The following is a 13606-nucleotide window of genomic DNA, read 5'->3' on the forward strand; positions in this document are numbered from 1 at the left end:
AGACCCGCAGTGGCGACGCGGCGTGGCAATCAAAGCGGACTGGGGCCCACGGTTCCCGGACCTCCATGAGGCCCCCCTCCGGACCGGCGCGCTCTAAACCTGTCCGACAGTCGGACAAGTGGCGGCAGTCCCAACCCGTCCAACAGTCCGACAGGTCGCCGCGCAGCCCCGAACCCGTCCGACAGTCGGACAGGTTTCCGTGGCCAGGTGACGCGGCCAGTCCCATGCGAATCATCCGCAGGGGAGCATCAGCCCAGGAGGACCGCCGCAGGGCCTCGAACCTGTCGGACCATCGGGCCGGTTCCGGCCGTGGTCCGAACACAGGTCCAAGTGGAGGTCCCGGCCTGCCCGGCGATTGGACCCATTCGCACCGAAAGCCCGTCCTGTCCCGCTGTAGGACCGGTTCATGCGGTGGCGTTGACCTGTCAGACAGTCGGACGGGTTCGTGCGGTGACGGCGGCTTGTCGGACAGTCGGACCAGTTCAAGCGCTAGTCCACGCCTAGCCGGCGAACGGACCCAGTCCCACTGGAAGCCCGACCTGTCCGACTGTCGGACCGGTTCATTCGACGGCGGCGGCTTGTCGGACAGTCAGACCGGTTCGTGCGGTGATGCGGACTTGTCCGACTGTCGGACAGGTTTTTTGGGTGCGCCTCCGCCGGGGAGCCCTCGCGGGATTCTCCCTTTCTCATCCGGTTGGACGGAGTGCATCTCCGTGGGCCTGGTGCACTGCGGGTGTCTTCGCTCGAGCCTTGATGGAGTCGTGCGATGAAGGGCCGGTGGATTGCATTGGCCTTGTGGCTTGTGCCGCTGCTGCTGTTCGCGGTGGTCCCGGTCGTGGCGCTGCTGGTGCGGGGCGTGGGGGCGGCGACCGAGGGACTGGGCCCGGTGCTTGCTTCGGAGGCCGGCGCGTTCGTGAACACGCTGGGGATTTCCCTGGGCGCGACGGCTTGGGCGTTGTGCCTGGGGGCCCCGCTGGCATTCCTGTTGTTCCGCACGGACCTGCCCCTGCGTGGCGCGTTCACCGTGCTCTTCACACTGCCCTCCGCCATTCCCGCGTTCATCTGGGGCATGGGATGGCTGTCGCTCGCGAGCCCTCGCGCCGGATACTTGAACCGCATGCTGGGCGCGGAGGTGTTCAACCTCTATGGCGCCGCGGGCATCGCGTTCGTGGAGGGGCTGTCGGGATTGCCGCTGGTGCTGCTCGCGGGCGCCGCGGCGCTGCGGCGCGTGGATCCCGCGCTGGAGGAGGCCGCCCGCGTCTGTGGCGCTTCGCCGCTTCGCGCCGTGCTGAACACCTCGGTGCCCCTGGTGCTGCCCGCGCTACTGTCGGGCGCGGTGATGGTGTTCCTCATGGCCGCGTCTTCGTTCGGCGTGCCCTACCTGCTCGGCGTGTCTGCTTCGCCGCCCACCCGCGTTCTCACCACGCGCATCTATGAACTGGTGCTGCTGGGCAGCGAGGAGGGATTGCCTCGTGCGGCGGTGCTCGCGTCGTTCCTCCTGCTGCTCACCCCGCTGGCGTTGGGGCTGACCTGGATGCTCGGCCGGAGCGGCAGGGTTCGCCTCAGCGCGGGCAAGGGCGTGTCGCCGCGGGTGCTCGCGCTGGGGCGCTGGCGAGTCTGGGCGCTCGTGGGCGTGGGGGGCACCGGTGGAGTGCTGGTGGTCCTGCCCCTGGTGGCAATCCTGCTGACGTCGCTGCAACGCAGCTTCGGCGCCTCGCTGTCGTGGGACTCGTTGACGCTGGCGCACTGGTCCGGTGTGCTTTGGGACTCGCGCACGTTACGGGCCACGGGGCGCAGCGTGATGCTCGCGGCGGGGGCGGGCCTGTGCGTCGTGGGGCTGGGACTTTCGGCTGCGCTGCTGCGACGGGCCTTCCGTCGAGGCGGCGCCGGCGTGGGGGCGATGGCGGTGTGGCCCTTCGCAGTGCCGGGCACGGTGCTGGCGCTCGCGTTGTTGGTGGCATTCTCCCGGGACTGGCGGCTGGTGGTCCTGGACCGCGTGGCATTCGTGCTGGCCCTGGCACACACCCCTTGGTTGATGCTCGTGGGCTATGTGGGGAAGTACCTGGCCCTGGGCGAACGCAACAGCTCCGAGGCTTTGGCCCAGGTGGATCCGTCCCTCGCGGAGGCCGCTCGCGTTGGCGGTGCCGGGCCTGCGCGGGCGTTCGTGGATGCGACGCTGCCGCTGCTGCGGCCGGCGCTCGTGGTGGCATTCGTGCTCACGTTCCTCGCTTGTGCCACGGAGATCACCCTCTCCGTGCTCCTGGTGCCCGCGGGCTCCGAGGTCCTGGGCACGTTGCTGTTCGAATTGCAGAGCTACGCGGATCCGGCCGCCGCCGCTGTGCTCGCGTGCGCGTTCGTGGCGCTGGTGGTGGCTGGACAGGCCGTGCTGGCGTGGGCTCGGCGTCGAGTGCCGGAGGTGCGGTGATGGCGGCCATCGTCCTGGAGGGACTGGTCAAGGCGTATGGCGCAACGCCCGTGGTGCGCGGCCTGAGCCTGCAGGTGGAGCAGGGCGAGTTCGTGTCGCTGCTGGGGCCTTCGGGCTGCGGGAAGACGACGACGCTGCGGATGCTCGCGGGACTGGAGCATCCGGACGCGGGCGTCATCCGACTGGCGGACGAAGTGGTCGCCGGCCCCGGCGTGCGCGTTCCCCCGGAGAAGCGCGGCCTGGGCATGGTCTTCCAGAGCTACGCCATCTGGCCGCATCGCAGCGTCGAGGCGAACGTCGCCTATCCCCTGGTGCTCCGGAAGGTACCTCGCCACGAGGTGGCAACCCGCGTGCGCGAAGCGCTGCGCTGGGTGCGGCTGGAGGCCTATGCGGCGCGAATGCCGCATGAGCTGTCCGGTGGACAGCTGCAACGCGTGGCGCTCGCGCGGGCGCTGGTGGCGGGTCCTCGCGTGCTGCTCTTGGACGAGCCCCTGTCGAACCTGGACGCTGCCCTGCGCGAGGAGCTGCGCGCGGAGATCGCCGCGCTGCGCGCCCGCCTGGGCACGACGCTCGTCTTCGTCACGCACGACCAGGGCGAGGCGCTGGCGCTGTCGGACCGCATCGCGGTGATGAACCGGGGCGTCATCGAACAGGTGGACACTCCGGAGCGGCTCTACCGCGAGCCCGCGACGCCGTTCGTCGCGGGGTTCGTCGGCGGCGCGAACGTGCTGCGGGGGGAGACCCGGGGTGGCGCCTTTCACTGCTCTGGGACGGAGCTCTTGTTCGACCTGCCCTTGCAGGCGAAGCCCGGACCGGGAACGCTCGTCGTGCGCCCGGAGGACCTGGAGCTGGGTGCGACAGGAACGCCGCTGGTGCTCTCCGCCCGCCTGTTCCTGGGGCACGCCGCGGAGTACCGCTTCCCGGTCGGAGACGCTTTCCTGCGCGTCATCGGACCGGCGCTCGACGGTGTGCGCGCAGGGCAGACGCTCCGTGTCCGGGTGCGCAAGGCCACGGTCTTCGACGCGGGCCCTTGAGGCTCAGTACAGCGTCGTCTTCACGCGCCCCGGCAGCTCGCGGTCGTACTCGCCGCCATCGAACGTGCCCTGGCTCAGCGCCTCGAGGATGGAGCCGGTGCTCGGGAGCTCGGCGCGGGCGACTTGCCGGCTCGAATCCCAGAGCCCGGCGCGGATCAACGCGCGACCACACTGGAAGTAGACCGCCTCCACGGTGATGCGCAGCACGGAGCGCGGCGTCTTCCCCTCGTGGGTGAAGCGCTCCAGCAGCGCCGGCTCGATGACGATGCTCGCCCGGCCGTTGACGCGCAGGGTCTCATTCACGCCGGGGACGAAGAACAGCAGCGCGACGCGCGGATCCGCCAGGATGTTCCGCAGCGAGTCGATGCGGTTGTTGCCCCGGCGGTCGGGCAGCAGCAGCGTGTGCGCGTCCTCGATGACCACGAACCCCGCGGGATCCCCTCGGGGCGACGCATCCAGCCCTCCAGGGCCGGAGGTGGCGAGCACCATGAACGGCGAGTGCTCGATGAAGGGCCGGTACGCCGGGTGCAGGTGGTCCACCTCCTTGAAGACGGACTGCTTCACGGGCACCCCGTACAGGCGTTCGAGCGTCTCCACGTCCTTCACGGTCTCCATCCGGCTCACCCCCAGGGTGGCCATTATTGCCTTTTAAATGGCCATGTCACACGCGGCACTGGCTGCGTCGTCCTGGGGATGGAAGGGCACTTCGCCCCCCAGAACGAGGAGATACGCATGAAGCCCAGGATGGATGCCTACGCGGTGGCGCCCGGAGCAGTCACTCTGATGGTTGAGTTCAGCAAGAAGGTGGAGGCGCTGGGCCTGGAGCCGAGCCTCCTGGAATTGATCAAGATCCGCTCGTCCCAGCTCAACGGCTGCGCCTACTGCCTCCACATGCACACCCGCGACGCCCGCGCCCAAGGAGAGACCGAGGAGCGCATCTACCTGCTGGACGGGTGGCGTGAGTCACCGCTGTATACCGGACGCGAGCGGGCGGCCCTGGGCTGGATCGAGGCCCTGACGCTCATCTCCCAGACACACGCCCCGGATGAGGACTACGCTGCACTCAAGCCGCACTTCACCGAAGAGGAGATCGTGAAGCTGACCCTCATGATTGGTGTCATCAACTCCTGGAACCGGTTCGCCATCGGCTTCCGGGCCATCCACCCGGTGACCGCTCGCAGTGACGCCGCCTGATTCAAATCCCGCGGACGTCTTCGACCCGCTCCGCCCCCGGCTGCTCCGCATCGCATACCGGATGCTGGGCATTGTCGCGGAGGCGGAGGACGTGGTGCAGGAGGCGTACCTCCGTTGGCACCAGACGAACCGCGACGCCGTGCGGGACGCCGAGGCCGTGCTCGTCCGCACGGTGACGCGCCTGTGTCTGGACGTCCTGAAGTCCGCGCGCGTGCGGCGCGAGGAGTACGTGGGGACCTGGCTTCCAGAGCCCATCATCGAGGCAGTGGAGGGCGACGACTTGACGCTGACCCTGATGATGGCCCTGGAGCGCCTGTCCCCGCTGGAGCGCGCCGCGTTCCTCCTTCACGACGTGTTCGGCATGGACTTCGAGCAGGTAGCGAAGGCCATCGACCGCGACCCCGCCGCGTGCCGGCAGCTCGCCAGCCGGGCGCGGGCCCACGTGCAGGAGGCCCGGCCCCGCTTCCCCGTGACGGAGGCGAAGGGCCACGAGCTGGCCTCGGCGTTCCATGCCGCGTCCCGGAGTGGGGACACGCAGGCGCTCCAGGCTCTGCTGGCCCAGGACGTCATCCTGTACGCCGACGGCGGCGGCAAGGCGAAGGCGGTCCTCAATCCCGTCCATGGCCGGGAGAAGCTGCTGCGCTTCTTCGAAGGCTTGTCGCGCATTCCGGCCGTGAACTCGGCGCAGCTCGTGTACGAGGGCGCCATCGACGGCCTGCCCGCGTACGTCACGCTGGATTCGAATGGAATGCTGCAGACCACGGCGCTCGAGATCGAGGACGGCCGCATCGTCGCGCTCTACGTCACGCGCAACCCCGACAAGCTGAAGGGCATCCGGCGCGCGGTGGTGGGCGAGCCGTCATAGGAGGCTTCAGCCCGCGGCGAAGGATTCGCGCACGAAGTCCACGAACCGGAGCAGGGCGGGCGTGCCGCCGGCCTTGCGCCAGGCGATGACGGTGGTCGTCACCGGCGCGTCGTCCGGCAGGTCGATGAACACCACGCCCGAGTGGTGCTCCGTGTCGGGCGTGTGCGGCATGGGCGCGATGCCGAAGCCCGCGGAGACGAACCAGATCTTCGTCGCGACGTTCTGCGCGTACTGGCGCACCGTGGGGTCGACCCCCGCCTCGCGGAGCCGCTCGAAGAACGCCGCGTAGTAGTCCGGCGGCGCGACCCCGGGCTCCACGAGGACGAGCGGTTCATCCCGCAGGTCCTTCCACGCCACCGACTTTCGCTTCGCGAACGGGTGCCGTGAAGGCACCGCCAGCCGGAAGGGCTCACGCCGGATGAGGTGCGTGACGATGTCAGGCGGCATGCGCTCGCGAGGGCGCAGGATGCCCACGTCCAGCGTGCCCCGCTCCAGCGCCTCCAGCTGCCACGCGGAGGGGTGGTTGCTCAATTCGATGTGCACCCCGGGCGCCTTCTTCTGGAAGGCCCGGAGCATCGTCGCGAACCGGGGCGTCGCGAACGACGAGATGAGCCCCAGCACCAGCACGTCCTGTTCGCCCCGGGCCTGTCGCGCCGCGTGCTCCTGGAACCGCTTCGCTCGCTCCAACAGTTGGTGCGCTTCCGGCAGCAATTCGCGCCCCAGCTTGGTGAGGCGCACCGCGCGGCGCTCCCGTTCGAAGAGGGCCCCGCCCAGCTCGGCCTCGAACTTGCGGATCTGCTGGCTGAGCGGCGGCTGGGCGATGTGCAGGCGCTTCGCGGCGCGCGTGAAGCTGAGCTCCTCCGCGACCGCGACGAAGTACCGCAGGTGGCGCAGCTCCATGGTCCATACGCTCCAGGTCTGGACTCCAGACCCAGGATATATTGGAAGTATGGATGGGGGAGCGCTAGGCATGTCGCATGGAGACCTCGTCCGCTTCGCTCCCCGCCGCCGTGGCCCAGACACACGCCGCGCCGATGGACCGCCGGCTGCTGTGGACGATGACGACGGCGACCGTGCTCGCGGTGGGCAATGTCTATTACAGCCAGCCGCTCCTGGGCGTCATCGCGCAGAGCTTCGGCCTGTCCGCCTCTGCTGTCGGCTCCGTGCCCATGATGTCGCAGTTGGGCTATGTGGCGGGGCTGGTGCTCCTGACGCCGCTGGGCGACGTGCTGGAGAAGCGCGGCCTGCTGGTGACGATGCTGGGGCTCGCGGCGGCGGCGCTCTTCGCGGCGGGGCTGGCGCCCACGTTCCCGCTGTTCCTGGCCGCCTGCGTGGCCATCGGCCTGACGTCCGTGCTCGTGCAGATCCTCATCCCGTTCGTCGCGGCGCTCAGCTCGCCCGAGGAGCGAGGGAGGAACCTGGGCGTCGTGCTCAGCGCCGCGCTGGTGGGCGTGCTCATCTCCCGCACGCTCAGCGGCTTCGTGGCGACGCACCTGGGCTGGCGAGGGATGTACTTCGCGGCCGGCGTGACCATGGTGGGCCTGGCGATGCTGCTGCGGCTGGGGCTGCCCAGCTATGCATCCAACACGCGGCTGTCGTATCCACGCCTGCTGCATTCGCTGTGGGTGCTGCAGCGGGACGTGCCGGGGCTCCGGGCCATCGCGCTCACGGGCGCCCTGATGTACGCCGCGCTCTCCGCGTTCTGGGCCTCACTGGCGTTCTTCCTGGGCAGTGACGCGTACCACGAGGGGCCTGGGACGGCGGGCATGTTCGGTCTCATCGGGACGGTGGGGGCGCTCGCCGCGAACGTCACGGGGCGGCACGCGCAGCGCATCGGCGCGCGAAGGATCGTCCGGGTGTGCATCGTCACGATGCTGGCGGCGTTCGGGGTCTTCGCCGTCTTCGGAAAGCTGTGGGCGGGGCTCATCGCGGGCGTGGTGCTGCTGGACCTGGGGGCGCAGGCCGCCACGGTGTCCAACCAGACGGAGCTGTACCGCCTGCACCCCACCGCGCAGACCCGCCTCAACACGCTCTACAAGATGTTCTACTTCGTGGGCGGGGCCTGCGGTTCGGCGCTGTCCGCCATCTCGTGGGATCACGCGGGCTGGCTGGGAGTGTGCGCCGTGGGCGGTGGGTTCCTGAGCCTCGCGTTCGTGTGGGAGCAGATCCAGGCGAGGAAGGTCGCGGCGTCCCCCGTCGTCACTTGACGTAGGAGGGCAGCTTCGCCGCGAGCGCGTCGATGGCGACGCGCACCCGCACGGGCAGGTGGGGTGTCGTGGGCCAGAGCGCGTGGACATCGAAGCAGAGGCTCGGCAGGTCCGTCAGCACGCGCACCAGCTTCTTGTCGCGCACGAGGTCCTGGATGAGCCAGCAGGGCAGCCACGCCAGCCCCATGCCCGCGACCGCTGCGTCCAGGATGGCCTCCAGGTCGTCGAAGCGCAACCGCGACTGGGGCACGAGCTCCACGTTCGAGCCGTCCTCCCGCGGAAAGAGCCACGAGCGGGTCGTCCCCGAGCGGACGTAGCGGATGGCCTCGTGCCCGGACAGCGCCTCCAGCGTGCGCGGCGTGCCGTGCTTGCGGAGGTACGCCGGGGACGCATACACGCTCATGCGCTGGAAGCCGACACGGCGCGCGGTGAGGCCGTCGCCCGCGGCGAGTCCCTGGATGCCGGCATTGCGGATGACCAGGTCGAAGCCGTCCTCAAGCAGGTCCACCAGGCGGTCGCTGAACGACAGGTCCAGCTCCAGCTTCGGGTGCGCGCGGGCAAGGTCGCGCAGGATGGGCGCGACGCAGTGGCGGCCGTAGATGACGGGCATGCTGACGCGCAGGCGGCCCGCGACCTCCTGCTTGCCGGACTCGAGCAGGGCCTCGCCCGCGCGAAGTTCGCCGAGAGCGCGCAGGCACCGTTCGTAGAAGACCTGTCCGTCCTGGGTCAGGCCCTGTGAGCGTGTGGTGCGGTGGAAGAGGCGCACGCCCAGCCGTTCCTCCAGCCGTGCCACCGTCTTGCCCACGGCGGAGCGCGACAGGTTCAGCTTCGCCGCGGCGGCGGAGAAGCCTCCGGCCTCCACGGCCTCCACGAAGACGGCCACGCCTTGCAGGGGATCACTCATGGTTCGTCCATTGTCGCCCTGGTGGCGACAGTGAAAGGAAATCTTGTCGCCACCGGAGAAATTCCTTCGCCAATACCTTCCCCCGCGAACCCGTTGCAAGGAGCCGTGCGCGTGGAGACTTCGACGATGAAGCGGTGGGAGCTGGATGCGGTGGGACGTGATGGGCCGCACCTGCGGACCGTGACGGTTCCGGAGCCCCGGCCGGGCGAGGTGCTGGTGAAGGTGGCGGCGGTGTCGCTGAACTACCGGGACCTGCTCGTCCTCGAGAGCGGGATGGGGCTGTCGCTGACGTTCCCGTTCACGCCGGGCTCGGACCTGGCGGGCGTGGTGACGGCGGTGGGCGCGGGCGTGACGCGGTTCGCGGTGGGAGAGAAGGTCCTCTCCACGTTCTCACCCGGGCGCCTGGACGGGCCGGCGCTGGGGACGGCGCGCGTGCCTCCGTACAAGACGCTGGGCGGTGCGTATCCGGGTGTCCTCGCGGAGTACGTCGCGTTTCCGGAGGACTGGTTCGTGAAGGCGCCGGCCACGCTGGACGCGGGCGAAGCCAGCACGCTGCCATGCGCGGGGCTGACCGCGTGGACCGCGCTGGTCGAGTACGGCCCGGTGCGGCCGGGTCAGACGGTGCTGGTGCAGGGCACGGGCGGCGTGGCGCTGTTCGGGTTGCAGCTCGCGCGGGCTCAGGGCGCGGACGTCATCGTGACGTCGGGGAGCGACGAGAAGCTGGCGCGTGCGAAGGCGCTGGGCGCGACGCATGTCATCCACCGCGAGCGCGAGGACTGGGTGGAGGCCGTCTACCGCATCACGGGAGACCGGGGCGTGGACCACATCCTGGAGCTGGCGGGCGGCACGAACCTGGGCCGCTCCATCGAAGCGGTGGCGCTGCACGGGACCCTCTCCGTCATTGGCGTGTTCGAGGGCTTCACGGTGACGGGGCCGTCCGGGCCGCTCCTGCTCAAGGAGCCGACCATTCGAGGCATCAACGTGGGCACCCGGAGGTCGCTGGAGTCGCTGGTGCGCGCGGTGGACGCCACCGGGCTCAAGCCGGTCATCGACAAGCGCTATCCACTGGAGGCGCTGCCCGCCGCCCTGGAGCACCTGCGCCGGGGAGCGTTCGGGAAGATCGTGCTAGAGTCCCACTGAATCCCACGGGGTAGGGTGCGGCGCATGTCACGCCGCTTCCACGCCGAGTCGTTGATCCTCGTGCTGCGCCACCTGGAGGCGCTGTTGCCCTCTGGCCCCGTCTCCATCGACGTGCCGGATCCGGACCTGGGCCACGGCCGTTATCCAGGGGAGCGCGTGGACGGCGGGCTCGTGCACCGGCCGCTGCGGAGCTGGTGCGACCTGGCGGAGGGGCTGTCGTGCCGGCTGCGCACACCGCGCGCGGTGGATGCAACGCACGTGCGGCTCACGTTCGAGCCGCTGGGTCCGGAGGCTTCGTGGCACGCGGGCGGAGGGACGCGCACGGAGGCGCCGCAGGAGCGCTACGGCGCCGCGTCCGACTTCGCGCGCGTGCGGAAGTTCGAGGACGCGGGCTTCCTGGTGCCCTGGCTGGAGGCGGTGGGTCGGCTGGCGTTGCCACCCGGCGCGCGGCTGCTGGACCTGGGCATCAACCGGGGCGATGAGCTGGCCGCGTTCGCGGAGGTGGAGGGCATCCGCTTCGTCGGAGTGGATCACAGCGCGAGCGCGTTGGCGGAGGCTCGGGCGGCGTTCCCGGATCCGCGCCATGCGTTCATTCAAGCGGACCTGAACGCGCTGCCCGCGGACCTGGGCCGCTTCGATGCGGTGGTGTCGGTGGGCACGTTGCAGAGCCCGGGCGTGGATGACCGGGCGCTGCTGCGCAAGCTGGTGCAGGAGCACCTGGAGCCCAAGGCCTCGCTGGTGCTGGGCTTCCCCAACTCACGCTTCCGCGACGGCGAGGTCGTGTACGGCGCCCGCGTGCGCAACCTTCGCGAGCCGGACCTGTCGCTGCTGGTGAAGGACCTGTCCTTCTACCGCCGCTACCTGCACCAGCACGGCTTCCGCACGTTCCTGGGCGGCAAGTACGACCTGCTGCTCACGGCGGTCCGAGGTCAGGCGTTCGGTTCGAGTGACGAAGACGCCTGAGCCGTGGACGCTGCTTCGCGCCCCAGAAGGTGCCACGCAGTAACCGGAACCAACAGCAGGCTGGCCATCCCCCGGCGCGCGGGTTCGTGTTGAACACCGTCATCGCGGGCGTCGCGCAGGCGAGCACGAAGAGCACGGCACGCCACGCCCTCGAGTCCCATGCCTTCGGACACCTCCGAGCTGGTGCGTGCTCCGGGCCTACTTCGCCGCCTTTTCGCGCAGCTTGTCCAGCGTCTGCGCCAGGCGGCGCGCGCGGGTCTCCTCTTTCTTCGCTTCGGTGAGCGCCTTCACGAACTCCTTGCGGTGCGTGAACGCGAGCTTCGTGAACACGTCCCGCAGCGCGGGCTCCGCGTCCAGCGCGCGCTGGAGATCGTCCGGCACCTCGACTTCTCGCGGGGCCGTGTCCTTCTCCAGCGTGATGCTCAGCATCGCGCCGTCCTCGATGCCCGCGGCCTCGCGCACCTCCTTGGTGAAGCCCAGGTAGGTGATGCCGCCGTACACCATCAACCGGCTCCGGAAGGGCTGCCCGTTGACGGTGCCGACCACGGCGGGCCGCGCCTCACCGTAGGCCTCGCGGCTATCGAACGGACAGCGCACGAACCGGCCTCCCACGTCGTTGGCGACTTCGAGCTTCGCCTTGAACTTGCGCGCGGCCATGGTCGTGGAGCCGTCCTACGGCTTGACGAACTTCAGCGCGAACCGGTCGCTCGTGCCCCGCCGCTCGCCCGCGGCGCCCGGGCTGGAGCTCCAGTCGCGCGTGTCCTCGGGGTTACGCCAGGTGTTGCTCTCCTCCTGGAGCTTGAAGCCCGCGGCCTCGACCTCCTCGCGCACCAGCTTCTCGTCGATGCGGTGCAGCGTCTGGCCTTCCGTGATGCCCGTGCCCGGCTTCGCGCTGGAGTCGAAGATGACGTAAACGCCGCCGGGCTTGAGCGCCTGGAACACCGCCGCGTTCATCTTCGCCCGGTCCACGCCCAGCCATCCCGTGTCGTGGTAGATGATGTGGCTCACCACCGCGTCCAGCGTGCCGTTGAGCTCGGGCGGGAAGGGCGCGTCCAGCTCACGGTCCAGGCGCACCACGTTCTGGTTCACCGGCCGCGCCAGCCGCTCCTGCCACGGCTTCTCCGCGAACCGCTCCAGCACGACCTTCGGGTTCTCGCCGTACACCTTGCCCGTGGGGCCCACCGCGCGCGCGAGCAGCTCCGTGGTGTAGCCGCCGCCCGCCATCAACTCGGCGACGTGCATGCCGGGCTTCACGCCCACGAACTCCAGCAGGGCGGCAGGATGCCGGCCCGCGTCCAGCTTGCGATCCGCCTCCGTGCGGTCCGGCGCGTCCACCAGCGCCTGCGCGGACTGGGCCGGCGCCTGCGCCTGGGTGGAGGACGCCGGAGCCGTGGGCGTCGAGTGGGAACAGCCCGCGAGGGCCAGGAACGATGCCGCCATCAGTGCATTGCGCATGGGCGATCCATATCGCTGGCGCCGGGCCGCTGCCTTCCGAAAAGCAGGCCGCGGTCCGCTTGCGCGCGGCCTCGTGAGGATGCACCGCGGCGACGGCTCACGCGACCTCGTGCACGGTCCGGGCCCAGCGCACCCCCTGCAGCCCCAGGCTCCGCACCTCGGCCTCCATCAGCGCGCCGTATTGCTCCTCCACCCATTGTGGGAAGGAGGTGTCCGGCGCCGCGAGTACCAGGTACCCGTCCTCCAGTCCCACCGCTCGGGCCTTGCCCAGCCACGACAGCGCGTACCGCTTGCCCTGCCCGCGCACGCGCTCCGGGCAGGAACTCCAGACGCGAGCGGCTTCCGTGGACTCGCCCTGATCCGTGGCCTGTCCGCCGGATGCGTCCGCGTCCACGCCCACGTCCGTACCGGCCCCCAGGGGAGGGACGTAGCGCGTCCACACTCGCGGCGAGCAGAACGCGACCACGGTGCCCGGAGGCTGCCGGGTCCGGCCCCAGTCGGACTGGAGGTAGCCCTGGCAGGCCGCATGGAGCCGGGCCTCGTCGCCGTCCACGCCGCGCAGTGCCTGGGCATACCAGTCCGCCCAGCCGGTGGGCGGCTTCTCCCGGGGGACGCCCCGGAAGGCCCGGGTCCGGGCGTCCTGGAAGGCCTCGAAGTAGGCCTCCGCGCGGGCGGGGACGGGACGTCCGGCGTCGGGCGACGGCGCGGGAGTATCCGCGCGGGGCGGGGTGGCAGGGACGAGGTGTGTGCCGGGCAGGGAGAGCTGGACGGGGTCCTGCTCCGCGTCCGGGGGCGTGTCCTCGATGGGCATGAGCGCCACCGGAGCCAGGTGGGCGGGGAGCGCGGTGACGGTTTCCTGTTCATCCAGGCCCGCGGCAGCAGATGACGAACTCTTGTTCTCCTTCTCCCTTCTCTTTCTGGGAGAGGACGTCCCGGACATGTCCCGAGGACGTCCCGCGGACACGTCATGTCCCCTCGATGCGGCCCGTTCGCGCCGTTTGCGCTCGGCCTCCTTCTTCCGCTTGTCGAGCACCCCGACGTAGCGCTCGCACAGGGTGAGGCGCACGCCGTCGTCTTCGCGGATCAGGATGCGGGCGCGGAGGAGGGCGGACCAGAATGCGCCGGGGGTGCCCGTCCAGCGGACGGCGGACTCCAGCGCTTCGATCCACACGGCTTCGTCCGCGGACGCGGCCCACGCCTGTCCGCCGGACATGTCCGCGGACAGTCCGAAGGACACGAAGCGCCCTTCGGGCAGGGCCTGGACGGCCCAGATCTGCAGTTCCACCATGGCACCCAGGAACGCGCGCCGCTCCATGCCCAGGGCCCGCGCGGCGCCGATCACCGCGAGGCTCATGGGGAAGCCCACGTCCACCTGCACCCAGTCCAGACCCGCCACGTCCACGCCTCCCGACCCGGACG

General features: G+C 70.3%; 13 protein-coding genes. 7 read left to right on the plus strand and 6 right to left on the minus strand.

The features are described from left to right. Positions 1-766: 766 nt before the first annotated feature. Both KYK13_RS18905 and KYK13_RS18910 read left to right on the plus strand, forming a co-directional pair. Positions 767-2425, plus strand: a complete 1659-nt coding sequence (locus tag KYK13_RS18905) for an iron ABC transporter permease (protein ID WP_223646144.1) — start codon at positions 767-769, stop codon at positions 2423-2425. Continuing rightward, positions 2425-3459, plus strand: a complete 1035-nt coding sequence (locus tag KYK13_RS18910; protein WP_223646155.1) for an ABC transporter ATP-binding protein — start codon at positions 2425-2427, stop codon at positions 3457-3459. The genes KYK13_RS18905 and KYK13_RS18910 overlap by 1 nt, the downstream gene beginning before the upstream one ends. A gap of 3 nt (positions 3460-3462) precedes the next feature. Here KYK13_RS18910 and KYK13_RS18915 read toward each other — a convergent pair whose 3' ends face one another. Beyond that, positions 3463-4098: a pyridoxamine 5'-phosphate oxidase family protein gene (locus KYK13_RS18915; protein ID WP_223646156.1), complete on the minus strand. Its 636-nt coding sequence runs from the start codon at positions 4096-4098 to the stop codon at positions 3463-3465. A 93-nt stretch (positions 4099-4191) separates the two neighbouring features. Here KYK13_RS18915 and KYK13_RS18920 point away from each other — a divergent pair, with 93 nt between their 5' ends. Further along, on the plus strand, positions 4192-4653 hold the full coding sequence (locus KYK13_RS18920) for a carboxymuconolactone decarboxylase family protein (RefSeq protein WP_223646157.1): 462 nt from the start codon (positions 4192-4194) through the stop codon (positions 4651-4653). Continuing rightward, a complete protein-coding gene (locus KYK13_RS18925) occupies positions 4640-5518 on the plus strand; it encodes a sigma-70 family RNA polymerase sigma factor (RefSeq protein WP_223646158.1) in 879 nt (292 codons plus the stop codon). Before KYK13_RS18920 ends, KYK13_RS18925 begins: the two co-directional genes overlap by 14 nt. Positions 5519-5524: 6 nt before the next feature. On the opposite strand, the gene KYK13_RS18930 is transcribed toward KYK13_RS18925, so the two are convergent. Continuing rightward, complete coding sequence (locus KYK13_RS18930) at positions 5525-6418, minus strand: LysR family transcriptional regulator (RefSeq protein ID WP_223646159.1); 894 nt, start codon at positions 6416-6418, stop codon at positions 5525-5527. Between the two features lie 77 nt (positions 6419-6495). Here KYK13_RS18930 and KYK13_RS18935 point away from each other — a divergent pair, with 77 nt between their 5' ends. Next, complete coding sequence (locus KYK13_RS18935) at positions 6496-7725, plus strand: MFS transporter (protein WP_223646160.1); 1230 nt, start codon at positions 6496-6498, stop codon at positions 7723-7725. Here KYK13_RS18935 and KYK13_RS18940 read toward each other — a convergent pair. Next, the gene (locus KYK13_RS18940) at positions 7718-8629 is read right to left on the minus strand and encodes a LysR family transcriptional regulator (RefSeq protein ID WP_223646166.1); all 912 of its coding nucleotides are present in this window, start codon (positions 8627-8629) and stop codon (positions 7718-7720) included. The genes KYK13_RS18935 and KYK13_RS18940 overlap by 8 nt on opposite strands. A gap of 111 nt (positions 8630-8740) precedes the next feature. Between KYK13_RS18940 and KYK13_RS18945 the strand changes: the two genes are divergently transcribed. After that, positions 8741-9769 (plus strand): NAD(P)-dependent alcohol dehydrogenase, encoded by a 1029-nt coding sequence (locus KYK13_RS18945; RefSeq protein WP_223646167.1) that lies wholly within the window; start codon positions 8741-8743, stop codon positions 9767-9769. Between the two features lie 24 nt (positions 9770-9793). Continuing rightward, entirely contained in the window at positions 9794-10732 is a 939-nt protein-coding gene (locus KYK13_RS18950; RefSeq protein ID WP_223646168.1) for a bifunctional 2-polyprenyl-6-hydroxyphenol methylase/3-demethylubiquinol 3-O-methyltransferase UbiG, read from the plus strand. A gap of 198 nt (positions 10733-10930) precedes the next feature. Here the strand turns inward: KYK13_RS18950 and KYK13_RS18955 are convergent, their stop codons facing one another. From KYK13_RS18955 to KYK13_RS18965, 3 genes are all read right to left on the minus strand, one after another. After that, entirely contained in the window at positions 10931-11389 is a 459-nt protein-coding gene (locus tag KYK13_RS18955) for a YdeI/OmpD-associated family protein (RefSeq protein ID WP_223646169.1), read from the minus strand. A 15-nt stretch (positions 11390-11404) separates the two neighbouring features. Further along, on the minus strand, positions 11405-12187 hold the full coding sequence (locus KYK13_RS18960; RefSeq protein ID WP_223646170.1) for a class I SAM-dependent methyltransferase: 783 nt from the start codon (positions 12185-12187) through the stop codon (positions 11405-11407). 97 nt (positions 12188-12284) lie between these two features. Beyond that, positions 12285-13583, minus strand: coding sequence for a hypothetical protein (locus KYK13_RS18965; RefSeq protein ID WP_223646171.1), 1299 nt, complete (start codon positions 13581-13583; stop codon positions 12285-12287). Positions 13584-13606 lie beyond the last annotated feature (23 nt).

It is taken from the genome of Corallococcus sp. EGB, assembly GCF_019968905.1.
Classification (GTDB): Bacteria; Myxococcota; Myxococcia; order Myxococcales; family Myxococcaceae; genus Corallococcus.

Excerpts from the sequence above, each read along its gene's own strand:
- KYK13_RS18905 (WP_223646144.1), top strand. The coding sequence starts at position 767 with ATGAAGGGCCGGTGGATTGCATTGGCCTTGTGGCTTGTGCCGCTGCTG.
- KYK13_RS18910 (WP_223646155.1), top strand. The coding sequence starts at position 2,425 with ATGGCGGCCATCGTCCTGGAGGGACTGGTCAAGGCGTATGGCGCAACG.
- KYK13_RS18940 (WP_223646166.1), bottom strand. The coding sequence starts at position 8,629 with ATGAGTGATCCCCTGCAAGGCGTGGCCGTCTTCGTGGAGGCCGTGGAG.
- KYK13_RS18955 (WP_223646169.1), bottom strand. The coding sequence starts at position 11,389 with ATGGCCGCGCGCAAGTTCAAGGCGAAGCTCGAAGTCGCCAACGACGTG.
- KYK13_RS18920 (WP_223646157.1), top strand. The coding sequence starts at position 4,192 with ATGAAGCCCAGGATGGATGCCTACGCGGTGGCGCCCGGAGCAGTCACT.
- KYK13_RS18950 (WP_223646168.1), top strand. The coding sequence starts at position 9,794 with ATGTCACGCCGCTTCCACGCCGAGTCGTTGATCCTCGTGCTGCGCCAC.
- KYK13_RS18915 (WP_223646156.1), bottom strand. The coding sequence starts at position 4,098 with ATGGCCACCCTGGGGGTGAGCCGGATGGAGACCGTGAAGGACGTGGAG.
- KYK13_RS18935 (WP_223646160.1), top strand. The coding sequence starts at position 6,496 with ATGGAGACCTCGTCCGCTTCGCTCCCCGCCGCCGTGGCCCAGACACAC.
- KYK13_RS18960 (WP_223646170.1), bottom strand. The coding sequence starts at position 12,187 with ATGCGCAATGCACTGATGGCGGCATCGTTCCTGGCCCTCGCGGGCTGT.
- KYK13_RS18930 (WP_223646159.1), bottom strand. The coding sequence starts at position 6,418 with ATGGAGCTGCGCCACCTGCGGTACTTCGTCGCGGTCGCGGAGGAGCTC.